General features: G+C 71.4%; 25 protein-coding genes and 3 tRNA genes. 14 read left to right on the top strand and 14 right to left on the bottom strand.

What is annotated here, in order from left to right; translation table 11 throughout:
- Positions 1–10: 10 nt before the first annotated feature.
- The 6 genes from ACIBST_RS16675 to ACIBST_RS16650 are packed head-to-tail and all read right to left on the bottom strand — an operon-like array spanning position 11 to position 2,600.
- The gene (locus tag ACIBST_RS16675; RefSeq protein ID WP_397172474.1) at positions 11–577 is read right to left on the bottom strand and encodes an alkaline shock response membrane anchor protein AmaP; all 567 of its coding nucleotides are present in this window, start codon (positions 575–577) and stop codon (positions 11–13) included.
- Positions 574–1,236, bottom strand: coding sequence for a DUF6286 domain-containing protein (locus tag ACIBST_RS16670; RefSeq protein WP_397172472.1), 663 nt, complete (start codon positions 1,234–1,236; stop codon positions 574–576). The genes ACIBST_RS16675 and ACIBST_RS16670 overlap by 4 nt, the downstream gene beginning before the upstream one ends.
- Complete coding sequence (locus tag ACIBST_RS16665) at positions 1,233–1,601, bottom strand: Asp23/Gls24 family envelope stress response protein (protein WP_397172470.1); 369 nt, start codon at positions 1,599–1,601, stop codon at positions 1,233–1,235. Before ACIBST_RS16665 ends, ACIBST_RS16670 begins: the two co-directional genes overlap by 4 nt.
- Positions 1,598–1,786, bottom strand: a complete 189-nt coding sequence (locus ACIBST_RS16660) for a hypothetical protein (protein WP_352352177.1) — start codon at positions 1,784–1,786, stop codon at positions 1,598–1,600. Before ACIBST_RS16660 ends, ACIBST_RS16665 begins: the two co-directional genes overlap by 4 nt.
- On the bottom strand, positions 1,783–2,118 hold the full coding sequence (locus ACIBST_RS16655; RefSeq protein WP_397172468.1) for a hypothetical protein: 336 nt from the start codon (positions 2,116–2,118) through the stop codon (positions 1,783–1,785). The genes ACIBST_RS16660 and ACIBST_RS16655 overlap by 4 nt, the downstream gene beginning before the upstream one ends.
- Positions 2,115–2,600 carry an Asp23/Gls24 family envelope stress response protein gene (locus ACIBST_RS16650; RefSeq protein ID WP_397172590.1) on the bottom strand — a complete coding sequence of 162 codons (486 nt, stop codon included), beginning with the start codon at positions 2,598–2,600 and terminating at the stop codon, positions 2,115–2,117. The genes ACIBST_RS16655 and ACIBST_RS16650 overlap by 4 nt, the downstream gene beginning before the upstream one ends.
- 165 nt (positions 2,601–2,765) lie before the next feature.
- Here ACIBST_RS16650 and ACIBST_RS16645 point away from each other — a divergent pair, with 165 nt between their 5' ends.
- Positions 2,766–3,542: a fumarylacetoacetate hydrolase family protein gene (locus ACIBST_RS16645; protein ID WP_352319059.1), complete on the top strand. Its 777-nt coding sequence runs from the start codon at positions 2,766–2,768 to the stop codon at positions 3,540–3,542.
- A 34-nt stretch (positions 3,543–3,576) separates the two neighbouring features.
- On the top strand, positions 3,577–4,908 hold the full coding sequence (gltX, locus tag ACIBST_RS16640) for a glutamate--tRNA ligase (protein WP_397172588.1): 1,332 nt from the start codon (positions 3,577–3,579) through the stop codon (positions 4,906–4,908).
- Here gltX and ACIBST_RS16635 read toward each other — a convergent pair.
- On the bottom strand, positions 4,802–6,052 hold the full coding sequence (locus ACIBST_RS16635) for an MATE family efflux transporter (RefSeq protein ID WP_397172466.1): 1,251 nt from the start codon (positions 6,050–6,052) through the stop codon (positions 4,802–4,804). The genes gltX and ACIBST_RS16635 overlap by 107 nt on opposite strands.
- A 54-nt stretch (positions 6,053–6,106) precedes the next feature.
- Here ACIBST_RS16635 and ACIBST_RS16630 point away from each other — a divergent pair, with 54 nt between their 5' ends.
- Entirely contained in the window at positions 6,107–6,649 is a 543-nt protein-coding gene (locus tag ACIBST_RS16630; RefSeq protein ID WP_397172465.1) for a PadR family transcriptional regulator, read from the top strand.
- Positions 6,650–6,710: 61 nt separating this feature from the next.
- On the opposite strand, the gene ACIBST_RS16625 is transcribed toward ACIBST_RS16630, so the two are convergent.
- Complete coding sequence (locus tag ACIBST_RS16625) at positions 6,711–8,681, bottom strand: M3 family metallopeptidase (RefSeq protein ID WP_397172463.1); 1,971 nt, start codon at positions 8,679–8,681, stop codon at positions 6,711–6,713.
- Positions 8,682–8,847: 166 nt separating this feature from the next.
- Between ACIBST_RS16625 and ACIBST_RS16620 the strand changes: the two genes are divergently transcribed.
- The 4 genes from ACIBST_RS16620 to ACIBST_RS16605 all read left to right on the top strand — a co-directional run bounded on the left by ACIBST_RS16620 (position 8,848) and on the right by ACIBST_RS16605 (position 10,119).
- Positions 8,848–8,919, top strand: a tRNA-Gln gene (locus tag ACIBST_RS16620).
- 353 nt (positions 8,920–9,272) lie between these two features.
- Positions 9,273–9,869, top strand: coding sequence for a hypothetical protein (locus ACIBST_RS16615; RefSeq protein WP_397172461.1), 597 nt, complete (start codon positions 9,273–9,275; stop codon positions 9,867–9,869).
- A gap of 82 nt (positions 9,870–9,951) precedes the next feature.
- A tRNA-Glu gene (locus ACIBST_RS16610) sits at positions 9,952–10,027 on the top strand.
- A 19-nt stretch (positions 10,028–10,046) separates the two neighbouring features.
- Positions 10,047–10,119: transfer RNA gene (locus ACIBST_RS16605), tRNA-Glu, on the top strand.
- 183 nt (positions 10,120–10,302) lie between these two features.
- Here the strand turns inward: ACIBST_RS16605 and ACIBST_RS16600 are convergent.
- Both ACIBST_RS16600 and ACIBST_RS16595 read right to left on the bottom strand, forming a co-directional pair.
- Positions 10,303–12,018 carry a hypothetical protein gene (locus ACIBST_RS16600; RefSeq protein ID WP_397172459.1) on the bottom strand — a complete coding sequence of 572 codons (1,716 nt, stop codon included), beginning with the start codon at positions 12,016–12,018 and terminating at the stop codon, positions 10,303–10,305.
- A 58-nt stretch (positions 12,019–12,076) separates the two neighbouring features.
- On the bottom strand, positions 12,077–12,793 hold the full coding sequence (locus ACIBST_RS16595) for an IclR family transcriptional regulator (protein WP_397172457.1): 717 nt from the start codon (positions 12,791–12,793) through the stop codon (positions 12,077–12,079).
- Between the two features lie 63 nt (positions 12,794–12,856).
- On the opposite strand from ACIBST_RS16595, the gene leuC reads away from it, so the two are divergent.
- The 4 genes from leuC to ACIBST_RS16575 all read left to right on the top strand — a co-directional run bounded on the left by leuC (position 12,857) and on the right by ACIBST_RS16575 (position 15,449).
- Complete coding sequence (gene leuC / locus ACIBST_RS16590; protein ID WP_397172455.1) at positions 12,857–14,242, top strand: 3-isopropylmalate dehydratase large subunit; 1,386 nt, start codon at positions 12,857–12,859, stop codon at positions 14,240–14,242.
- A 14-nt stretch (positions 14,243–14,256) separates the two neighbouring features.
- Positions 14,257–14,844 carry a 3-isopropylmalate dehydratase small subunit gene (gene leuD, locus ACIBST_RS16585; protein ID WP_364330391.1) on the top strand — a complete coding sequence of 196 codons (588 nt, stop codon included), beginning with the start codon at positions 14,257–14,259 and terminating at the stop codon, positions 14,842–14,844.
- Positions 14,823–15,050, top strand: a complete 228-nt coding sequence (locus ACIBST_RS16580; RefSeq protein WP_397172453.1) for a hypothetical protein — start codon at positions 14,823–14,825, stop codon at positions 15,048–15,050. The genes leuD and ACIBST_RS16580 overlap by 22 nt, the downstream gene beginning before the upstream one ends.
- Before the next feature lie 99 nt (positions 15,051–15,149).
- Positions 15,150–15,449 (top strand): HU family DNA-binding protein, encoded by a 300-nt coding sequence (locus ACIBST_RS16575; RefSeq protein ID WP_125637152.1) that lies wholly within the window; start codon positions 15,150–15,152, stop codon positions 15,447–15,449.
- Between the two features lie 65 nt (positions 15,450–15,514).
- Here ACIBST_RS16575 and ACIBST_RS16570 read toward each other — a convergent pair whose 3' ends face one another.
- Positions 15,515–15,724, bottom strand: coding sequence for a hypothetical protein (locus tag ACIBST_RS16570; RefSeq protein ID WP_397172451.1), 210 nt, complete (start codon positions 15,722–15,724; stop codon positions 15,515–15,517).
- 53 nt (positions 15,725–15,777) lie between these two features.
- Positions 15,778–16,413 carry a 2-phospho-L-lactate guanylyltransferase gene (gene cofC, locus ACIBST_RS16565; RefSeq protein WP_358288533.1) on the bottom strand — a complete coding sequence of 212 codons (636 nt, stop codon included), beginning with the start codon at positions 16,411–16,413 and terminating at the stop codon, positions 15,778–15,780.
- 134 nt (positions 16,414–16,547) lie between these two features.
- On the opposite strand from cofC, the gene ACIBST_RS16560 reads away from it, so the two are divergent.
- The 3 genes from ACIBST_RS16560 (at position 16,548) to ACIBST_RS16550 (ending at position 19,376) form a co-directional block, all read left to right on the top strand.
- Positions 16,548–17,204 carry a lysophospholipid acyltransferase family protein gene (locus ACIBST_RS16560; RefSeq protein WP_397172449.1) on the top strand — a complete coding sequence of 219 codons (657 nt, stop codon included), beginning with the start codon at positions 16,548–16,550 and terminating at the stop codon, positions 17,202–17,204.
- Between the two features lie 4 nt (positions 17,205–17,208).
- Positions 17,209–18,219 carry an NAD(P)H-dependent glycerol-3-phosphate dehydrogenase gene (locus tag ACIBST_RS16555; RefSeq protein WP_397172447.1) on the top strand — a complete coding sequence of 337 codons (1,011 nt, stop codon included), beginning with the start codon at positions 17,209–17,211 and terminating at the stop codon, positions 18,217–18,219.
- 62 nt (positions 18,220–18,281) lie between these two features.
- Positions 18,282–19,376: a D-alanine--D-alanine ligase family protein gene (locus ACIBST_RS16550; RefSeq protein ID WP_397172446.1), complete on the top strand. Its 1,095-nt coding sequence runs from the start codon at positions 18,282–18,284 to the stop codon at positions 19,374–19,376.
- Here ACIBST_RS16550 and ACIBST_RS16545 read toward each other — a convergent pair.
- Both ACIBST_RS16545 and ACIBST_RS16540 read right to left on the bottom strand, forming a co-directional pair.
- Positions 19,359–19,793 carry a DUF3515 domain-containing protein gene (locus ACIBST_RS16545; RefSeq protein ID WP_397172444.1) on the bottom strand — a complete coding sequence of 145 codons (435 nt, stop codon included), beginning with the start codon at positions 19,791–19,793 and terminating at the stop codon, positions 19,359–19,361. The two genes, ACIBST_RS16550 and ACIBST_RS16545, sit on opposite strands and share 18 nt — an antisense overlap.
- Before the next feature lie 21 nt (positions 19,794–19,814).
- Positions 19,815–20,048, bottom strand: coding sequence for an Lrp/AsnC family transcriptional regulator (locus ACIBST_RS16540; RefSeq protein WP_125637145.1), 234 nt, complete (start codon positions 20,046–20,048; stop codon positions 19,815–19,817).
- Positions 20,049–20,066: the final 18 nt, after the last annotated feature.

Genomic DNA, 20,066 nt, shown 5'->3' with positions numbered 1-20,066 from the left:
CGGCGAAGCCTTAGCGCACGACCCGCTGCGTCGCAGGTGAGGGCTCCAGGCTAACGCGGGCCACCGCCGGTACGTGATCCCTGTCCAGCGCGTCCCGCAGGTTCGGCAGGGTGACCCGGGACAGGTGCTCGCTCAGCTCGCTCATCGGGGCCGCCTCGTCGGCGGCCACGCGCAGCCGCACCTCCGGGTGGCCGCGCGGGCCGACCAGGTCGGCGTCGGCGTTCAGGACGGCGGGGCTGGCCTCGACGTCGGCGGCGACCGCGTGGGCCATGCCGCCCGCCGCGATCTCGGTGACGCCGTCCGGCCCGGCCTCCAGGCGCAGCCGGGTACGGGCGTCCCTGCGGCCCTGGGCGACCAGCCAGCGCAGGGCCAGCAGCGCGACCAGGACCGACACGGCGGCCACGGCCCACCACACGGCCGGGCTGTTACGGGTGAAGAACCCGCGGACGCCCGCGTCCACGATCGGCGTGGACGGCCCCAGCAGCCCGCGGGCCAGCGTCAGCCCGCCGAGCCCGGCCAGCACCAGCCCGACCAGGGCCAGCCCCCACCGGTTGCCGCGGCCGGTCTTCCTGTTCATCGGCGCTCCTTGACGTTGACCGCCACCCGGTACGGCTCCACCGGGTCCAGCCCGGCGAGCCTGGTGAGGACGGCGTCGCGCACGGCCCGGCCGAAGCCCTCGTCGTCCCAGCCGGACGTGGCCGGGGTGACGGCGACCGTACGGCCGCGCAGGCTGGCGTGCGCCGAGCGCACCCCGGGCACCTCCTCGGCGGCGTGCTCCAGGGCCCTGGTGAAGCTCTTGGGACGCACGCCGATGATCAGGTCGGGGTCGCCGGTCCGCACGGGGACCATCCGCGGCCGTCCCGGCACCAGGGCGGTGACCAGCAGCGCCAGCCCGGCCAGCGCCACGATCGCGGCCCCGGTCAGGACCAGCGGGTCCGACCACGGCGTCGTGGCCGCCCACGCCAGCATCCGGTCGTGGGGCAGCCACCGCAACGGGCTGCCGAGCAGCGCGGACACCGTCTCGGCGGCCACCAGCAGCCCCAGCAGCGTGAGCAGGACGGCGACCACGATGGCGGGCACCCGGCGCTGCGGCCGGAACGCGCGCACCGCGGCCCGGTCGGCGTCCTTGTCCCGCGGCGGCGCCGCCCCCGGCTCGCCCCGATGCGCCCCCGCCGCGCCCGGCGGGACGGCCTCCCGCCTCTCCTCTGGCTCCTCGGACGGGAGCGGGCGGGTCATGCCGGTCCTCCCGCCAGATCGGTCATGATCACGTCGAGGCGGGTGACGTCCAGGCCGGTCTGCATGGCCACCCGGTTGCGCACGTGCTCCCGCAGCCGCGCGGCCACGGCGTGCAGCGGGGCCGGGTAGGCGACGGTCACGTCCAGCTTCAGGGTGGCCCGCTCGCCGCGCACCTCGGCGCTGGACGAGTGGGTCCACGGCGCCCCGCCCAGCCGCACGTCGAGCACCTCGGGCACCTCCCGCGCCGCGCAGCAGGCGATCTTGGCGACCACCCGGTCGGAGATCTCGGTACGGCCCCGCCGCTCGGGTTCGGCCGACGGCGCGAGCCGCTGCCGGGGAACCGTGACGTGGGCAGTGGTGGTCATCGCCGCCTCGCGGTCAGCCCCGACAGGTTCAGCTCGCCGGTCTCGGCGACCTTGCCGACCAGGAAGCCGACCGCGCCGAGCACGAGGACGAGCAGGAACGCGCCGAGGCCGCCGAAGGCCCCCGCGAGTCCGAGGATGATGCCGACCGCCATGCCGATGACCGGCAGCCAAGGGACGTTGCTCATGATTCCTCCACCACGTCGATCACGTCGTCGATGCGTACGTTGACGGGACGCCCGCCGCCCGGCTGCCACACCGCCTGGCGGACGTCCTCGGCGGTCTCGGGCAGCGGCCGTTCCAGGGTCGCCACGATGGCGATCTCCACCGTGTCCCCGTCGGCCGAGACGCCCATGACCCGCGTCCCGGGCAGGTACGTCGCCACCGTCCCGAACGGGCCGCCGGAGAGCCCCGCCACCCCCGGGCAGGCCCGGACGAGCTCGGCCAGCGTCTCGGCCTCCGCCTTGGCGTCCGCGTCGGCGTCGGCCCGCGTGTAGGCGGTGGCGCCGGGCCCGGTCATTGGACCCGTGGCTCCGGCTGCTCGATGACGTCGCGGCGACCGTCGCCCCTGTCCTTGTCGCGGTCCTGGCCGGGCAGGTGCACGTCGTCGACCCTGATGTTGACCTCGGTCACCTCCAGGCCGCACATGCGCTCGACCGCCGCGATGACGTTCCTGCGCACGGCCGCGGCCAGGTCGGGGATGGCGGTGCCGTATTCGGCGACCAGGTCCATGTCCACGGCCGCCTGGCGCTCGCCGACCTCGACCGAGACGCCCTGGGCGACGCTGCGCTCCCCGCCGACCATCCCGCGCACGTTGCCGAGCGCCCTGGCCGCGCCGCCGCCCATGGCGTGCACGCCGGATACCTCGCGTGCGGCCAGTCCGGCGATCTTGGCGACGACGACGTCGTCGATGCTCGTCGTGCCCTTGTCGGTGACCAGCGATGTCGCCGGCCCGCCCTCCTGCGTTCTGGCCCGCGGTACGGCAGAAGTCTGGTTGACCATCGTGTCCGGCACGTTCCGTCACCCCCTAGAAGTCTCTGATAAGCAGAGATATCCCCTTAACCACCACCGATGCCCCACAAAACGGACTCTGGGGGCATTTATGGAGAGTTCCTGACTTTTTTGGCGGTGGGCGGACCCCTCCGGCGGCGGCGATAGCCTTGTCAGGTGCGTATAGCGAGGTTCTCCACAGGCGAAGGCGTGTCGTTCGGCGTGGTCGAAGGCGGCCCTGGAGAGGAGTTCGTCTCCACGGTCTCCGGCCATCCGTTCGGCCAGGTGCAGTTCACCGGCGAGCGCTTCCCGCTGTCCCAGGTGAAGCTGCTGGCCCCGATGCTGCCGAGCAAGGTCGTCGCCATCGGCAGGAACTACGCCGAGCACGCCCGCGAGATGGGCAACGAGGTGCCCGACGAGCCGCTCATCTTCATGAAGCCGTCCACGTCGGTGATCGGCCACGGCGAGGCCATCGCCTACCCGACCTCGCTGTCCGACCGGGTCGACTACGAGGGCGAGCTGGCCGTGGTGATCGGCAGGCTCTGCCGCGACGTGCCCGTCGACCGGGTCAAGGACGTCATCTTCGGCTACACCTGCGCCAACGACGTCACCGCCCGCGACCTGCAGAAGAAGGACGTGCAGTTCACCCGGGCCAAGAGTTTCGACACGTTCTGCCCGCTCGGGCCCTGGATCCAGACCGATCTCGACGCGAGCGACCTCGCGCTGACCACCACGGTCAACGGCGAGATCCGGCAGAGCGGCCGCACCAGCCAGCTCATCAACGACATCCCCGCGCTGGTCGCCTACGTCAGCGCGGTCATGACGCTGATCCCCGGCGACGTCATCCTGACCGGCACCCCGGCGGGCATCGGCCCGCTGGAGATCGGCGACGAGGTCAGCGTCGGCATCGAAGGCATCGGCACTCTCACGAACAAGGTGGTCTCCCGTGACTGATCTACGGGTGCGTTTCGCCCCGTCCCCGACCGGCATGTTCCACGTCGGCGGCGCCCGCACGGCGCTGTTCAACTGGGCCCTCGCCGAACAGTCCGGCGGCCGCTTCGTCCTGCGCGTCGAGGACACCGACGCCACGCGCAACCGTCCGGAGTGGACCGAGGGCATCATCTCGGCCCTCGACTGGATCGGCATCAACGGCACCAACCCGGTGTTCGAGGGCCCCTACTTCCAGTCGGCCTACGAGCCGCAGCACCGCGAGGCCGTGGCCAAGCTGCTGGCCGACGGCAAGGCGTACCACTGCGACTGCACCCGCGAGACGCTGGTGGCCCGCACCGGCTCCGAGCACAAGGGCTACGACGGGTTCTGCCGCGAGCGCGGCCTGACCGAGGGCGCGGTGCGCTTCCGCACCCCCGACGAGGGCGTCACCCTCGTCGAAGACCTGATCAGGGGCAACGTCGAGTTCCCCAACGAGGCCCAGGAAGACTTCGTGATCGCCCGCACCGACGGCTCGCCGCTCTACGTGCTGGCCAACGCCGTCGACGACATCACCCAGGGCATCACGCACGTCGTGCGCGGCGAGGAGCACCTCGGCAACGCCGCCAAGCAGATGCTGCTGTGGCCGGCGCTCGGCTCCACCCCGCCGGTCTGGGCCCACCTGCCGGTGATCGTCAACGAGCAGCGCAAGAAGCTGTCCAAGCGCCGCGACAAGGTGGCCCTGGAGGACTACCGCGACGAGGGCTACCTCGCCGAGGCCATGGTCAACTACCTCATGCTGCTCGGCTGGGGCCCCGGCGAAGACCGCGAGATCATGCCGTGGGCGGAGATGGTCCCGCTGTTCAGGCTGGAGGACGTCAACTCCGCCAGCGCCTTCTTCGACGAGAAGAAGCTGCGGGCCTTCAACGGCGAGTACATCAGGGCCCTGCCGCTGGAGACCTTCGAGGAGCGCTGCTCGCCCTACCTCGACCCCGCCTGGGACCGCGAGCTGTTCAGCAAGGTCGCGGCGCTGGCCCAGACCCGCATCGGCGTGCTGTCGGAGATCCGGCAGAACGTCGACTTCCTCTTCCTCGACGAGCCCGTCTTCGACCAGCCGTCCTGGGACAAGGCGATGAAGAACTCCCCGGTGGAGATCCTCGGCGGCTACCTCGACCGCCTCCAGACGGTCGCCTGGGACCCTGACTCGCTCAAGGAGGCCCTGGAGGAGGTCGGCGCGCCGCTCGGGCTCAAGCTGGGCAAGACCCAGGCCCCCGTACGCGTGGCGATCACCGGCCGGACGGTGGGCCTGCCGCTGTTCGAGTCGATCGAGGTGCTCGGGCGCGAGCGCTCCATGGAGCGGATCCGAGCGGCGCTAGCGCGCCTGCGAGGCTGAGCGACGACCCGACGGCCATCGACAGCCACACCCCCGTGACGCCGAGCCACGAGCTCAGCAGATAGGCGAGGGGCAGCTGCACCGCGAAGCCCGCCAGCGTGGCGGCGAGCAGGCGGCTGCCCCTTCCGCTCGCCTGGAGCACCCCGCCGACGGCGATCAGCCCGCCGAACGGCACCAGGTAGAGCGCCATCCAGCGCAGGAAGCCCACGGCCACCGCCGGGTCGTCGGTGAACAGCCCGGCCGCGGGCGCGGCCACCAGGTTGACCACGACCGCGACCACCGCCCCCGTCACCAGCCCGAGCCGCAGCGGTGACCCGACCGGCTCCGACCGCGCGGTGCGGATCATCGCCGCCTGGCGCAGCGCGTAGAAGACCATGACCCCGGCCAGCATGATCTTCTGGCCGATGCCGTACCCGGCGACCTCGGCCGTGCCGAACCCGGCCACGATCTCCACCAGCGCCATGCCCACCAGGGAGCGGGCCAGGAAGTCGCCCGACATGGGCAGGCCGGTGCGCAGCACCTCGCCGGCCAGCAGGCCGTCGCCGCCGGCGGCGCGGAGCCGTACGAGGGAGGTCAGCGCCACCCCGAGCGTGACCAGCCGGGCCGCCACGGTGGCCAGCGCGGCCCCCTGGACGCCCAGGTCGAGGCCGTAGATGAGCAACGGGTCCAGGACGATCACCAGGGCGTTGCAGATCAGCGCGTTCCGCATGGGAGTCTTCGTGTTGCCCAGGCCCTTGAGGATGCCGTCCACGACGGTCTGGGCGAAGAACACCGGCAGCCCGGCCAGCGAGACCAGGAAGAAGCCGGCCGTCAGCCCCGGGTCGTCGGTGAACAGGGCCGCCAGCGGCTCGCGCAGCAACACGCCGGGGACGGCGACGGCGACCGAGAACGCGGCCCACAACAGCCAGCCCGTCCTGATCACGGGCCCGATCGGCGCGCGCCCGTCACGCCGCCCGATGAGCACGGTCATCCCCGTCGGGACGGCCAGGAACAGCCCGTAGGCCAGGTACTCGGCCGTGGTGCCCACGGTGACCGCCGCGATGGCGCCCTCCCCGAGCCCCGAGACCCACAGCAGGTCGATCACCCCCACCGCCACCACGGCCGTGAGCAACTCCACGTAAATGGGGAGGGCCAGCCTGAACATGCATACCTCGTTTCGTTGTATCTCGTTTAGAGGTATAGCGTTACGATGCACGACATGGCAAGCGGCGGGGATCTGTCCCTCACCATCCTGGGATTCCTGAACGAGCGTCCGATGCACGGCTACGAGCTCAAGGCGCGCCTGGCCGCGCTCACCGGCCATCTCCGCCCGGTCAGCGACGGCGCCCTCTATCCCGCCATATCGAGACTGGAGAGCAAGGGCCTGGTCGAGCGGCACGAGGAGGCGGGCGCGGCGGCGGCCCGCAGGCAGGTGCTCACGCTCACCGGCAAGGGCCGCGAGGAGCTGCTGCGGCGGCTGCGCGAGCCGAGCGAGCTCGACGTCAGCGACCAGACGCGCTTCTTCGCCCTGCTGACCTTCCTGTCGGCGCTGCCCGACCCCGCCGACCGGTCACGGGTGCTGCGCCGCCGGCTGGCCTTCCTGGAGGCCCCGGCGAGCTTCTTCTACGAGGACGGCCGGCCGGTCCGGATCAAGGACGAGCCCGACCCGTACCGGCGGGGGATGCTGGAGATCGCCCGCGCGTCGAGCCGGGCGGAGAAGGAATGGCTCCGGCAGCGCATCGAGGAGCTGCCGGAGCCGTAGGGAAAGCCTCGCCGGGGGAGGCGGGGGAGGCGGGGAGCCGGGAGAAGCGGGGGAGCGGCGGTCAGTCGAGGCCGCGGCGGGCCAGCAGCGGCCCGATGCCCGCCTCGCGCCCGCGGAAGTTGCGGAAGGCGGTCAGCGGGTCGATGCTGCCGCCCCTGGAGAGCAGCTCGCGGCGGAAGTGGTCGCCGTTCGCCCTGGTCAGGCCGCCGTTCTCCTTGAACCACTCCACGCTCTCGGCGTCGAGCACCTCGCTCCAGATGTAGGAGTAGTAGCCGGCGCTGTAGCCGCCCGAGAAGATGTGGGCGAAGTAGTTGGTCCGGTAACGCGGGCGCACCAGCCGCACGTCGATCCCGGCCGCCTCCAGCGCCCGCTGCTCGAACGCCTGCGCGTCGGTCACCTGCTCGCCGGGCGCCAGCCGGTGCCAGGCCCAGTCGAGCAGCGTGGCCGCCAGGTACTCCACCGTCGCGAAGCCCTGGTTGAACTTCTCGGCCGCGTTGAGCTTCTCCACCAGCTCGGCGGGCATCGGCTCGCCCGTCTCGTGGTGCTTGGCGTAGTTGGCCAGGATCTCCGGCCAGGTCACCCACATCTCGTTGACCTGCGAGGGGTACTCGACGAAGTCGCGCGGCACGCTGGTGCCCGACACGCGCGGGTAGCGCACCTGGGAGAACAGCCCGTGCAGCGCGTGGCCGAACTCGTGGAAGGCGGTGTTGACCTCGTCGTACGTCAGCAGCGTGGGCCCCGAGGCCGGCTTGGTGATGTTGAGGTTGTTCATGACCACCGGCAGCTCGCCGAACAGGTGCGACTGGTCGACCAGGTTGTTCATCCACGCCCCGCCGCGCTTGTTCGCCCTGGCGTAGGGGTCGAGCAGGAACAGGCCGAGCGCGCCGCCGTCCTCGTCGAACACCTCGAAGACGGTCACGTCGGGGTGGTAGCCGCGCAGGTCGGGCCGTTCGGTGAAGGTGATGCCGTAGAGCTTGGTGGCGGCGAAGAACACGCCGTCCCTGATGACCCGGTTCAGCTCGAAGTAGGGGCGCATGGCGTCGGCGTCGAAGTCGTAGCGGGCCAGCCGCACCTTCTCCGAGTAGTACGACCAGTCCCACGGCTCGATCTCGAACCCGGCCTGCTCGGTCAGCGCCTCGGCCTCCTTGCCGGCGTTGCGCACCGCCGGGCCGACGAGCTGGCCGAGCATCTCCTCGACCGCCTCGACGGTCTTGGCCGTCTGGTCGGCCACCGAGTAGGCGGCGTGGTCGGGGAAGCCGAGCAGCGCGGCCCGCTCGGCCCGCAGCGCGGCCATCCTGGCGGCCCGGTCGAAGTTGGCCGGGGCGCGGCCGACGCTGCGCTCGTACAGGCGGCGGCGCACGTCGCGGTCGGTGAGCTGGGCCAGGCCGGGCTGGTTGGTGAAGTTCAGCAGCGGCAGGACGTACGTGCCGTCGTCCTTGCGCAGGGACTCGATCCTGGCCTCGTCGAAGCCGTCGAGCTCCTTGGGGTCCGTGAGGACCAGGGCCTCCTCGGTGGACGCCTTGAGCAGGGTCTGCGCGAACTCGGTCGACAGCTTCGACAGCTCGCCGTTGAGCTCGCGCAGCCGGTCCTGCTCCGGCTCCGACAGGTCGGCCCCGGCCCGGACGAAGTCCTCCCGGTACTTCTCCAGCAGCCACGCCTCCTCGGCGTCGGACGTGCCGACCTGCTTGATCCGCGCCCACAGCGCCCGGTTGAGGCGGATGGCGTCGTTGTGCGCGGTCAGCTTCGGGGAGATCTCCTTCTCGATCTCCATGATCCCGTCGCTGGAGTTGGACGCGGCCATGCTGAAGAAGACCGTGGCCGTGCGGTCGAGGATGCGCCCCGAACGCTCCAGGGCCGCGATCGTGTTGTCGAAGGTGGGCGGCTCGGTGCTGTTCGCGATCGCGTCGACCTCGGCCAGGTGCTCGGCCATGCCGCGCTCGAACGCGGGCAGGTAGTGCTCCTCGCGGACGTCCGCGAACGGCGGCAGCTGGTACGGCAGGCTACTAGGGGCGAAGAACGGGTTCTCGGCCAACGCTTGGGCTCCTCCACGTGGTGTTTTGTCCTCTTCAGCTTGGCACGTCGGAGCCTGTGCCGTAGGCGGCCGGACGCCGCTTCGGCAATCGTTTTGGTCTTACCCCCCGAGCTGGGCTATTCTTTCGGACGTCGCCAAGCGCGCTCCGAGAAGGAGTTCGCAGCGGTGGGGTATGGTGTAATTGGCAGCACGACTGATTCTGGTTCAGTTAGTCTAGGTTCGAGTCCTGGTACCCCAGCAAGTTTCCGAAACGGATGTCTCCCTGAGAGACATCCGTTTTTTCGTTTCCCACGGCGTCGCCACGTTCGCTCCCTCAAGGCGCGCTGAGCACACTGATGCCACCAGGGCGGCCCTGACCCTGTCGTACGCGGACGAAGACGCCATTCTCGACACCCGCGTGACGCCGGGCGCGGTTTCGTCCCGCAGGAGGCTGTTGAGGGCTTCGAGGCTGAAGTCCTGCGCCGACGGGCCTGCCCCGCCATGGGCGCCGAACCCGCATGGACGGCCTGGCCGCGATCAGGAAGCCGGGCCCCGGGGCCGTGGCCGAGGGCTTCCGCCGCGGGCCGCCCGCCGGGTAGCCTCCCTCGCCTTATGGACGAACCTCGCCTCCAGGACGAATTCCGCATGCGGGAGGGCGGCCTCGCCCGCTTCGTCGCCCCGTTCGCCGCGCCGCTGGCGCTCTTCTTCGCCGTCTGCCTGCTGCTCGGGGCCGTCCTCACCGGCAGCTCGGCGCTGGGGGTCGTGATCGGCGCGCTCGCCACGGCGGCGCTGACCGGCGTGCTCGTCATCAGGCACCGTCGTCTGGTCGCGGGCACGGTGGTGCGCTTCTCGCCGGAGGGCGTGGAGCTGGCCGACGCCCGCGGCTTCCGGGTGCGCCTGCGCTGGCCCGACATCACCGCGATCGGCGTGGTGGACACCCGGCCGGCCGACCCCAGGCCCCTGGGCCGGCCCGGCGGCCTCCGCGTGCGCGTCCCGGCGCTGCGCTCGGCGGGGCTGGTCGGGTGGGGTGAGCGCACGCTCCCGCCGCGGACGCCGCGGTGGATGCGCGAGCGCCTGGCCCGGGTGCCCGCCGACCCCGTCACCGGACTGCCCGAGGTCGCGATCCCGCTCGGCGAGATCGACCCGCTGTGGGAACGGGGGCCGATGGGCGACTGGGTCCGCCGCCACAGGCCCGATCTCATGCGCTGATAAGCGGTTTGGTTGTGGTCTGCGGGGTGCGGTAGAGTTACCTGCGTCGCCGGGGAGGCCCGGCACACCAGCTTGTGGACAAGGTCCCGTCGTCTAGTGGCCCAGGACGCCGCCCTCTCAAGGCGGTAGCGCCGGTTCGAATCCGGTCGGGACTACCACGATCACAAGCTGTGCGAAGGTCCCGTCGTCTAGTGGCCCAGGACGCCGCCCTCTCAAGGCGGTAGCGCCGGTTCGAATCCGGTCGGGACTACGTTCACCCAAAACGCTCCGGTGCGTCAAGCACCGGGGCGTTTTTCGCGTTCTCCGGGGCGCTCGGGAACAGGAACGGCGTCCCGCGCGGATTGATTGGAAACGCGAACAGCGTCCCGCGCGGATCGATCAGGAACGGAACAGGGCCCCGCGCGGATCGCGCGGGGCCCTGGCCGTGGTGGGATCAGGCCGAGGAGCGGGCCTTGAACAGGGCGCGGCGGGCCGCCTTGGCGATCTGCTTGTCGGGGTGGACCTGCGAGATCAGGTCCAGCAGCTCCTCCACGTGCGCGTGCGGGATCTTCCAGATCACCTCAAGGAGACCGTTGACCATGTCCGGGCCGATGTCCCGCAGGCTGCTGACGAACTCCGAACGCCCCAGCCCGGCCGAGATCGTCCACATGTCGAGGATCAGCCAGTGGGTGTCGTCCTGGGTGGGCTCGGGCGCCCCCTCGACCCCGAGCTGGCTCAGGTGCGTCGCCGCGTACGGCCGCAGGGACGGCTGCTTGAGCGCCGCCTGCCAGGCCGGGACGGCGGCCTCGCCCAGCGTGCCGACCACGCTGGCCGCCTGCACCCGGATCAGGGCGTCGCTCTCGTCCTCGGCCGCCGCGTCGAGCAGCTCCTCGGCGGCCTTGGCCGGCTCCCTGAGCCGCATCCAGGCGGCGAACTCGGCGTCGGCCTCGTCCTCGGGCAGCTCGGCGCTCAGCGCGAGCAGCTCGTGGGCGCTCATCGACTCGATCGCGGGCCGGGCGTCGACCTCGATGTCGGCGTCGTCCACCAGGTGGACGACGCCCTCGGTGCCCAGCGGGGTGAGGCGCACGGTCGTGCCCTCGACCTCGACCATGCCATAGCCGGTCAGCCAGTCGATGGCGGGGGCCAGCGGGTCGCCGGCCGCCTCCCAGGCGTCGCCGCCCAGCTCGTCGAGGTCGGCGGCGGCCTCGGCCAGCTCGCGGGCCAGGTCGTCGCGCTCGCGCGAGCCGCCGGCCAGCAGCAGCCTGACCAGCAGGCCCCGGGTCAGGCCGGCCAGCGCCATCGTCAGGTCGTCGTCGTCGAGCTCAGGGTCGCCGTAGTCGACCGAGTGCAGGCCGAGCATCCAGGCGTCGAGGACGTCCTCGTCGTCGTCGAACGGCCACTCGGAGGTGTCGTCCTGGACGGCCACGGTGTTGCCCTCGCCCGGTTCGAGGAACTCCAGGTCGACGGCGAGGTTCCAGATGTTCCAGAGCTGCGGGACCGCCTCGGCCACCGGGCCGTCGGTCTCCGGCCTGGGCAGGCCGACGGCGGCCAGCGCCTCCTCCACCTCGGCGTCGGTGAGCAGGGTGTCCTCGCCGACGCGGCGGCCGGAGCCGACCCACAGCGCCAGATCGCGGGCCTTGGCGACCAGCGGGGCCTGGCGGGCGGCCGCGGCCAGCTCGGAGTCGGGGCGCAGCCTGATCGTGTCGAGCTCGGCCAGCTCGTCGGCGAACGCCTCGAAGTCGCCCAGGTCGCCCGTCTCCTCCTCGTCGTCGTCACCCGCGCCGTCGTCGTCGAGCAGGTCTTCCATGAGCTCCACGAACTCGTCCTCGACGTCGTCGAGCTCGGCCTGCAGGTCGGCGAGGGAGTCCGAGCCCTTGGCGAGCCTGCCGGTCTGGGAGAGGAACGTCAGGTACGCGTCGACGGCGGGCAGCATGCCGTCGGCGGCGGCGTCGGGATCCTCCACGACCTTCGGCATGCGGTCGAGCAGCAGGTTGCGCAGGTCGGCACGCTTCCACGTGCCGAGGTCCTGCGAGAAGGCGAGACGGTGCCAGAGTGCGGCAGGCCCCACGAGCTCGGGGTCGCTTCCGGGCGCGTTGGAACGCGCCCACATGATGAACTCTTCGAGCAGGGGTCGCAGCTCAGTGGCGGCTACCTCGATGCGATCTGTCACGCACTCAGGCTAGTGCGCCCGCGAGGCAGTCGGCCCCCGAAATACGAGCTTTCGCCGATCATGACGTGCGGCGCATGGCCTCGGTGATCCGTTCGGCGGCCGCCATGACGGGCACGGCGTGCAACCGGCCGGGCGCCCGGGTGAGCCGCTCGATGGGCCCGGAGACCGAGACGGACGCGATCACCTTGCCCCCGCTGCCCCTTATGGGAGCCGACACGCTGGCCACCCCCTGCTCGCGCTCACCGACGCTGTGGGCCCACCCGCGGCGGCGCACGGAGGCGAGGGTGGCCGCGGTGAACTTGGCGCCGCGCAGGCCCCTGTGCAGCCGGTCGGGCTCCTCCCAGGCCAGCAGGATCTGGGCCGCCGAGCCCGCCGTCATCGGCAGCGCCGACCCCACCGGGACGGTGTCGCGCAGGCCGCTGGCCCGCTCGGCCGCCGCCACGCAGACCCGCTCGTCGCCCTGGCGCCGGTAGAGTTGCGCGCTCTCGCCGGTCAGGTCGCGCAGCTGCATCAGCACGGGCGAGGCCACCGCGAGCAGCCGGTCCTCGCCGGCCGCCGTGGACAACTCCGAGAGCCGCGGCCCGAGCACGAATCTGCCCTGGGTGTCGCGGCTCACGATGCGGTGGTGCTCAAGTGCGACGGCCAGCCGGTGGGCCGTCGGGCGGGCCAGGCCGGTGGCCTGGACGAGCTGAGCCAGGGAAGCGGGACCCGCTTCGAGGGCATTGAGTACAAGAACGGCCTTGTCGAGTACTCCGACTCCGCTAGAGTTGTCCATACACCGATACTGCCGTCTCGACATATGAGAAAGCAAGTCGGAGGCAATCTCAAGGAGGAGATCATGGGCCGCACACTGGCCGAGAAGGTCTGGGAGCAGCACGTCGTCCGCCGTGCGGAGGGCGAACCCGACCTGCTCTACATCGACCTGCACCTCATTCACGAGGTGACCAGTCCGCAGGCGTTCGACGGGCTCCGTCTCGCCGGGCGGAAGGTGCGTCGGCCCGATCTCACCATCGCCACCGAGGACCACAACGTCCCGACCGTGCTCGGCCCGATCTCCGACCCCGTCTCCAAGGCCCAGGTCGAGACGCTGCGCAAGAACGCCGCCGAGTTCGGCATCAGGCTGCACCCGATGGGCGACGCCGGCCAGGGCGTGGTGCACATCATCGGCCCGCAGTTCGGCCTGACCCAGCCGGGCATGACGATCGTGTGCGGCGACTCCCACACCTCCACCCACGGCGCCTTCGGCGGCATCGCGTTCGGCATCGGCACCTCCGAGGTCGAGCACGTGCTGGCCACCCAGACGCTGCCCGCCTACCGGCCGAAGACGATGGCCATCGAGGTCTCGGGCGAGCTGCCCGCCGGCGTCACCGCCAAAGACCTGATCCTGGCGATCATCGCCAAGATCGGCACCGGCGGCGGCCAGGGCTACATCGTCGAGTACCGCGGCGAGGCCGTGCGCAAGCTCTCCATGGAGGGCCGCATGACCGTCTGCAACATGTCCATCGAGGCGGGCGCCCGCGCCGGCGTGATCGCCCCGGACGAGACCACCTTCGCCTACCTCAAGGGCCGCCCGCACGCCCCCGAGGGCGAGCTGTGGGACCAGGCCGTCGAGTACTGGAAGTCGCTGCGCACCGACGACGACGCCGTGTTCGACAAGGTCGTGGAGATCGACGCCTCGACGCTGACCCCGTACGTCACGTGGGGCACCAACCCCGGCCAGGGCCTGCCGCTGGGCGAGTCCGTGCCGAGCCCCGACAGCTTCGCCGACCCGGTCGCGCGCTCGGCCGCCGAGCGCGCGCTGGAGTACATGGGCCTGACCGCGGGCACGCCGCTGCGCGAGATCGAGGTCGATACCGTGTTCGTCGGCTCGTGCACCAACGGCCGCATCGAGGACCTGCGCTCGGCCGCCGAGATCCTGCGCGGCCGCCAGGTCCGCACCCGCACGCTGATCGTGCCCGGGTCGATGCTGGTCAAGCTCCAGGCCGAGCAGGAGGGCCTGCACGAGGTGTTCAAGGCCGCCGGCGCCGAGTGGCGCGAGGCCGGCTGCTCGATGTGCCTGGGCATGAACCCCGACACGCTCAAGCCCGGCGAGCGCAGCGCCTCCACCTCCAACCGCAACTTCGAGGGCCGCCAGGGCAAGGGCGGCCGCACCCACCTGGTGTCGCCGCAGGTCGCCGCCGCGACCGCGGTCACCGGCCGCCTGACCGCCCCCGCCGACCTGTAAGGAGAACCAGACCGATGGACGCCTTCACCACCCACACCGGTACGGCGGTGCCGCTGCGCCGCAGCAACGTCGACACCGACCAGATCATCCCGGCCGTCTGGCTCAAGCAGGTCAGCCGCACCGGCTTCGAGAAGGGCCTGTTCGCCGCCTGGCGCGAGGACCCGACGTTCGTCCTGAACGACCCCTCCTACGAGGGCGGCTCGATCCTGGTCTCCGGCCCCGACTTCGGCACCGGCTCCTCCCGCGAGCACGCCGTGTGGGCCCTGCAGCAGTACGGGTTCCGCGCCGTGATCGCCGCCCGGTTCGGCGACATCTTCCGCAACAACTCCACCAAGATGGGGCTGCTGCCGGTCGTCCTGCCGGCCGAGAAGGTCGAGGCCCTGCAGGCCGCCGTCGAGGCCGACCCGAAGCTCCAGGTGACCGTCGACCTGCTGGAGCGCCAGGTCCGCTGGGCCGGCGAGGTGGTGCCGTTCGAGATCGACGACTACACCCGCTGGCGTCTCACCGAGGGCCTGGACGACATCGGCCTGACCCTGCGTCACGCCGACGACGTGGCCGCGTACGAGAATGGTCGGCAGCCATGGCTGCCGACGACCGTCTAGAAGACGACGAACTGGCGCGGCGGTTGCGCGAGGCGCACCGCCGCGTCCGCATGCTCCCCGCCGCCGACAAGGAACGGGCGGCCCGCCGTTACCTGTCCATCTGCGATCTCGCCAAGCGCGATCCGGAAAGGGCGGCCGTCCGTCTCGACGCCTTTCTGGGCGCTCTCGACACGCCACGCGAGGGGGAAAACACGCAGGGTGATTGAGTTCCCCCGCGATCCCGCCTACTTTCGAGCGCGTAAGGGGTTTCTACGTCGAACTCGAGAGCTGGAACCCCGAGCCGTCACTGGGGGAGCAGGACTTTCATGAACAAGCGAGAGCTCGTCGACGCCATCACCGATCGGGTGGGCGACAAAAGGACGGCCACCGAGGCCGTCAACGCGGTCATCGAGGCCATCCAGAAGGCCGTGGCGAGCGGGGACAAGGTCTCCATCACGGGCTTCGGCGCGTTCGAGATGGTGAACAAGCCCGCCCGCACTGCCAGGAACCCGTCGACCGGCGCCGAGATCAAGGTCGCCGAGAGCTGGGCGCCCAAGTTCCGTCCCGGCTCTGAATTCAAGGACCTGGTGAACGAGGGCGGCAAGCAGGTCGGCAAGAAGAAATAGTCTCAGCGGACATCACGCCCGGGCGGCCCACGCCCGGGCGTTCGCTGTTTTCCGGGGCCGCGGCGTCATTCGGGCGCGGGAACGGGGAACGTCGACAGCGTGATGTAGGTGATCTGCCCGCCGTCGGTCGCCAGGTTCACCCGCTGCCCCGTGCGCAGCAGCCGCAGCGGCCCCGCGTCGAAGGCGCGCGTGCCGAACTCCAGCACCGTCCCGTCGTCGAGGAAGACCGAGCCGGAACGGGTGACCTCGTCGAAGCTGCGTACCGTCGCCTGCACGCCGTCCAGCCTAAGCCGACGGCCGTCCGGCGGGCGAGAGGCGGCCCGGAGGGTCACGCCCCCGGCCACAGGTCGGCGACCACCGCCGCCGTGTGCCGCCCCAGGCCCAGAGCCAGGGCCGCGCGCAGGTCGTCGGGGGTGTCCACGTCCCGCCGGAGCGAGTCGATCCCCGGCACGCACAGCTCCTTCGCGCCGCCGGCCAGGTGCTTGGCCCGCGACTCGCCGCCGAACCGCGGCGTGAACGGCCGCCCGGCGAGCACGCCGTAGAACGTCGTGCCGACCTCCTGGGCGTCCGGCACGAACGACTGGTCGAACTCGGCCGCCGCCGCCAGCGCCGTCGCCAGCTCGGCCGGTCGCAGGGCCGGCAGGTCGGCCTGGAGGGCGCCCACCGCCTCACCGGGCGCGACGCGTACGGCATGGGCCGCGCCCGTGCGCAACGCGGTGTTGAGCCCGCGGTCGGGGTCGTGCACCACCTCCGCGCCCAGCGCCCCCAGCGGCCCCGCCGCGGCCGGATCGGCGGTCACCACGATCACCCGCGCCACCGCCGGGCAGGCCAGCGCCGCGGCCACGGTGTCGCAGGCCACGGCCACGGCCAGCCGCGTACGGTGGGGACCCGTCGCGGCCGCCAGCCGCGTCTTCGCCGCGACCAGCGTCTTCACCGGAATGACCAGAGACCAGCGGTTGCTCATAGGCTTAAGCATCTCGCCTCGACATCCCACGCGGCCAACCGGGAGACTTGGGGCGCAAACCGTACGGGTTGGAGGAGACCATGAGCCGCCCCACGCGACCTTCGCGTTTCTGGGAGTCATTCGCCGTAGCGGTGGTGAAGCCGCTGTCGTGGCTCCTGGTCAAGAAGGACTGGCGCAACGGCGAGCGCCTTCCGCGCACCGGCGGCATCATCATCGCGGCCAACCACCTGTCCTGGAGCGATCCCGTCCTGCTGTCGCACTTCCTGTTCAACAACGGCCGCTGGCCGGTCATCCTGGCCAAGGCGGCGCTGTTCAAGGTGCCCTTCCTGGGCCGGGCGCTCAACGGCCTGCTGGTCATCCCGGTCGAGCGGGGCAGCAGCGAGGCGGCCAGGTCGCTCAGCTTCTCGGCCCAGCGGCTGCGCGACGGCGCGGCCATCCTGTTCTACCCCGAGGGCACCTGCACCCGCGATCCCGAGCTGTGGCCCATGGTGGGCAAGACCGGCGCCGCCCGGCTGGCGCTGGAGAGCGGCGCGCAGGTCATCCCCATCGCCCACTGGGGCGCCCACGAGCTGCTCCCGTACGGCGCCAAGAAGCCCAGGCTGTTCCCGCGCAAGACCTTCCACGTCACCGTCGGCCCGCCGGTCGACCTGTCCAAGTACGAGGGGCAGCCCCTGCGCGCGAGCGTGCTGCGCGAGGCGACCGCCGACATCATGGCGGCCATCACCGAGCAGCTGACCGAGCTGCGCGGCGAGAAGGCCCCGGAAACTCCCTACGATCCCGCCAGGCGGTGATGGCATGACAAAGGCAGCCGTTCTCGGCACGGGCTCGTGGGGCACCACGTTCGCCATGGTCCTCGCCGAGGCGGGCAACGAGGTCACGCTGTGGGGGCGCCGGCCGGAACTGGTCGAGGCGATCGACAAGGACCACGCCAACCCCGACTACCTGCCCGGCGTGACGCTGCCCGAGTCGCTGCGCGCCACCACCGACCCCGTGCGCGCGCTCGACGGCGCCGACTTCGTGGTGCTGGCCGTGCCCTCGCAGATGCTGCGGCCCAACCTGACCGCCTGGCGCGAGCATATCCCGCCGAACGCGGTCCTGGTCAGCCTCATGAAGGGCGTCGAGCTGGGCACGACCAAGCGCATGAGCGAGGTGATCCGCGAGGTCGCCGAGGTGCCCGAGGAGCGGGTCGCGGTGGTGTCCGGGCCCAACCTGGCCAAGGAGATCGCCCACCGCCAGCCCGCCGCCACGGTCGTCGCCTGCACCGACGAGTCGGTCGCCGAACGCCTCCAGGCCGCCTGCCACCTGCCGCCGTGGTTCCGGCCGTACACCAACACCGACGTGGTCGGGGTCGAGCTGGGCGGCGCGGTGAAGAACGTGATCGCGCTGGCCGTGGGCGTCTCGGCGGGCATGGGCATGGGCGACAACGTCAGCGCCATGCTCATCACCAGGGGCCTGGCCGAGATCTCCCGCCTGGGCGCCGCGCTCGGCGCCGACCCCCACACCTTCGCCGGGCTGGCCGGCATGGGCGACCTGGTGGCCACCTGCACCTCGCCGCTGTCGCGCAACCGCACCTTCGGCGAGAACCTGGGCCGCGGCATGACCCTCGCCGAGGTCGTCGCCGCCACCAAGCAGACCGCCGAGGGCGTGAAGTCCTGCGAGTCCGTCCTTGAGCTGGCCAGGAAGCACGACGTCGAGATGCCGATCACCGAGGTGGTCGTCGGGGTCGTGCACGACGGCATGTCGCCGTCGGAGGCGGGCATGCTGCTCATGTCCCGCTCGCCCAAACCCGAACGGTACGGCGTGTGAATCCGGACGCCACCGCGTGCTCGACTCGCTGTCAGGGGGACACCCCGGTAGATTCGGACGTCATGAGCAAGCCACGCGTCGCCGTCGTTTTCGGAGGTCGCAATTCTGAGCATGCCGTGTCCCTCATGGGCGCGGGCAGCGTGCTGGATGTGATCGACAGGAGTAAGTACGAGGTGATCCCGGTCGGGATCGCCCAGGACGGCAGGTGGGTGCTCGCCGCGTCCGACCAGCGGTTCGCCATCGAGGGCGGGGAACTGCCCGCGGTCGACACCTCGGGAGCCGCGCTCGCGCTGCCCAGCGGGGGCGCCGGGCTGGTGGCCTACGACCCCGGGAGCATCCCCGTCGAGCTCGGCGCGGTCGACGTCGTCTTCCCCGTCATGCACGGTCCGTTCGCCGAGGACGGCACCATCCAGGGCCTGCTGGAGATGGCCGGCGTCCGCTACGTCGGCTCCGGTGTGCTGGCCAGCGCCGTCGGCATGGACAAGGCGCACATGAAGACCGTGATGGCCGCCGCCGGGCTGCCGATCGGCCGTTACGTCGTCGTCCGCGACCGCGACTGGCGGCTCAACCGCGAGTGCGTGCTGAAGGAGGCCGAGGAGCTCGGCTTCCCGGTGTTCGTCAAGCCCGCCAGGGCCGGCTCCTCGCAGGGCATCTCCAAGGCCCACGACCGCGCCGAGCTGGAGGCGGCCGTCGAGTCCGCCCGGCGGCACGACCCCAAGGTGCTGATCGAGGCCGCGATCGAGGGCCGCGAGATCGAGTGCGCGGTGCTGGAGTCGCTCGGCGACGAGCCCGCCGCCGCGTCGATCCCGGGCGAGGTCAGGGTCGAGGGCGGCCAGGAGTTCTTCGACTTCGAGGCCAAGTACTACCCCGACCAGATGTCGCTCACGGTGCCCGCCGACATCCCGGCCGAGACCGCGGAGGAGCTGCGCGCGATGGCCGTACGGGCGTTCGAGGCGCTCGACTGCGAGGGCCTGTCCAGGGTCGACTTCTTCTACACGCCCGACGGCCGGCTGATCTTCAACGAGATCAACACGATGCCCGGGTTCACCTCGTTGTCGGTCGCGCCGCAGCTCTGGGCGGCCTCGGGGCTGTCCTACCCGCAACTGGTCGACCGGCTGATCCAGCTCGCGCTGTCGCGCTCACCCGGACTGCGTTGACACGGCCCGCCCGATCGGCCCCGACAGCTCGGCCAGCACGTCGGGCGCCGCGTGGTCGCCGCCGACCGTGACCTCCACGTACGTGGGCGCGGCCACCGCGGTGAACAGGATGGGCTTGTCCGGATCGGCGAACCAGCCCACCCCGTCGATCTCCCGGAGCTGGTCGGTCGGCGCCATCCGGGCAGGCCGCGGCACGCCGCAGCGCAACGCGATGGACGCCTCCCCCCAGACCGCCACGTACGGCGAGGCCGGCTCCGACGTGCCGCGCTCGGCGCCGTCGAGCGTCTTGGGCAGCAGGGGCGCGAGCCTGTCACAGGCCGCCGCCGCCTCCCCCGAAGGCTTGGGCGGATCGACCTGTACCACGCCGCCGCAGCCGGCGAGTGCCAGAACAAGGAGCAGGACGGCGGCGGCGCGCATGGAACCCGGACCTCTTACGTGTCAGATATGAACGATCGGACACGTAAGAGTACGCGTGATCCCCTCCACCGCCTGAATCTGCGCCACGACCAGCTTGCCGAGCTCGTCGACGTTGCGCGCCTCGGCGCGGACGATCACGTCGTAGGGCCCCGTCACGTCTTCCGCCTGGGTGACCCCCGGAATACCGGAGATCTCCTCGGCAACGGCGGCGGCCTTGCCGACCTCGGTCTGAATAAGGATGTAGGCCTGCACCATCACGTCCTCCCGGGCGAT

The organism is Nonomuraea sp. NPDC049684 (genome assembly GCF_044465345.1).
Classification (GTDB): Bacteria; Actinomycetota; Actinomycetes; order Streptosporangiales; family Streptosporangiaceae; genus Nonomuraea.
This window is presented reverse-complemented; position numbering and strand designations above follow the sequence as displayed.

Excerpts from the sequence above, each read along its gene's own strand:
- ACIBST_RS16675 (WP_397172474.1), bottom strand. The coding sequence starts at position 577 with ATGAACAGGAAGACCGGCCGCGGCAACCGGTGGGGGCTGGCCCTGGTC.
- ACIBST_RS16670 (WP_397172472.1), bottom strand. The coding sequence starts at position 1,236 with ATGACCCGCCCGCTCCCGTCCGAGGAGCCAGAGGAGAGGCGGGAGGCC.
- ACIBST_RS16665 (WP_397172470.1), bottom strand. The coding sequence starts at position 1,601 with ATGACCACCACTGCCCACGTCACGGTTCCCCGGCAGCGGCTCGCGCCG.
- ACIBST_RS16660 (WP_352352177.1), bottom strand. The coding sequence starts at position 1,786 with ATGAGCAACGTCCCTTGGCTGCCGGTCATCGGCATGGCGGTCGGCATC.
- ACIBST_RS16655 (WP_397172468.1), bottom strand. The coding sequence starts at position 2,118 with ATGACCGGGCCCGGCGCCACCGCCTACACGCGGGCCGACGCCGACGCG.
- ACIBST_RS16650 (WP_397172590.1), bottom strand. The coding sequence starts at position 2,600 with ATGGTCAACCAGACTTCTGCCGTACCGCGGGCCAGAACGCAGGAGGGC.
- gltX (WP_397172588.1), top strand. The coding sequence starts at position 3,577 with ATGTTCCACGTCGGCGGCGCCCGCACGGCGCTGTTCAACTGGGCCCTC.
- ACIBST_RS16635 (WP_397172466.1), bottom strand. The coding sequence starts at position 6,052 with ATGTTCAGGCTGGCCCTCCCCATTTACGTGGAGTTGCTCACGGCCGTG.
- ACIBST_RS16630 (WP_397172465.1), top strand. The coding sequence starts at position 6,107 with ATGGCAAGCGGCGGGGATCTGTCCCTCACCATCCTGGGATTCCTGAAC.
- ACIBST_RS16615 (WP_397172461.1), top strand. The coding sequence starts at position 9,273 with ATGGACGAACCTCGCCTCCAGGACGAATTCCGCATGCGGGAGGGCGGC.
- ACIBST_RS16595 (WP_397172457.1), bottom strand. The coding sequence starts at position 12,793 with ATGGACAACTCTAGCGGAGTCGGAGTACTCGACAAGGCCGTTCTTGTA.
- leuC (WP_397172455.1), top strand. The coding sequence starts at position 12,857 with ATGGGCCGCACACTGGCCGAGAAGGTCTGGGAGCAGCACGTCGTCCGC.
- leuD (WP_364330391.1), top strand. The coding sequence starts at position 14,257 with ATGGACGCCTTCACCACCCACACCGGTACGGCGGTGCCGCTGCGCCGC.
- ACIBST_RS16580 (WP_397172453.1), top strand. The coding sequence starts at position 14,823 with ATGGCTGCCGACGACCGTCTAGAAGACGACGAACTGGCGCGGCGGTTG.
- ACIBST_RS16575 (WP_125637152.1), top strand. The coding sequence starts at position 15,150 with ATGAACAAGCGAGAGCTCGTCGACGCCATCACCGATCGGGTGGGCGAC.
- cofC (WP_358288533.1), bottom strand. The coding sequence starts at position 16,413 with ATGAGCAACCGCTGGTCTCTGGTCATTCCGGTGAAGACGCTGGTCGCG.
- ACIBST_RS16555 (WP_397172447.1), top strand. The coding sequence starts at position 17,209 with ATGACAAAGGCAGCCGTTCTCGGCACGGGCTCGTGGGGCACCACGTTC.
- ACIBST_RS16550 (WP_397172446.1), top strand. The coding sequence starts at position 18,282 with ATGAGCAAGCCACGCGTCGCCGTCGTTTTCGGAGGTCGCAATTCTGAG.
- ACIBST_RS16545 (WP_397172444.1), bottom strand. The coding sequence starts at position 19,793 with ATGCGCGCCGCCGCCGTCCTGCTCCTTGTTCTGGCACTCGCCGGCTGC.
- ACIBST_RS16540 (WP_125637145.1), bottom strand. The coding sequence starts at position 20,048 with ATGGTGCAGGCCTACATCCTTATTCAGACCGAGGTCGGCAAGGCCGCC.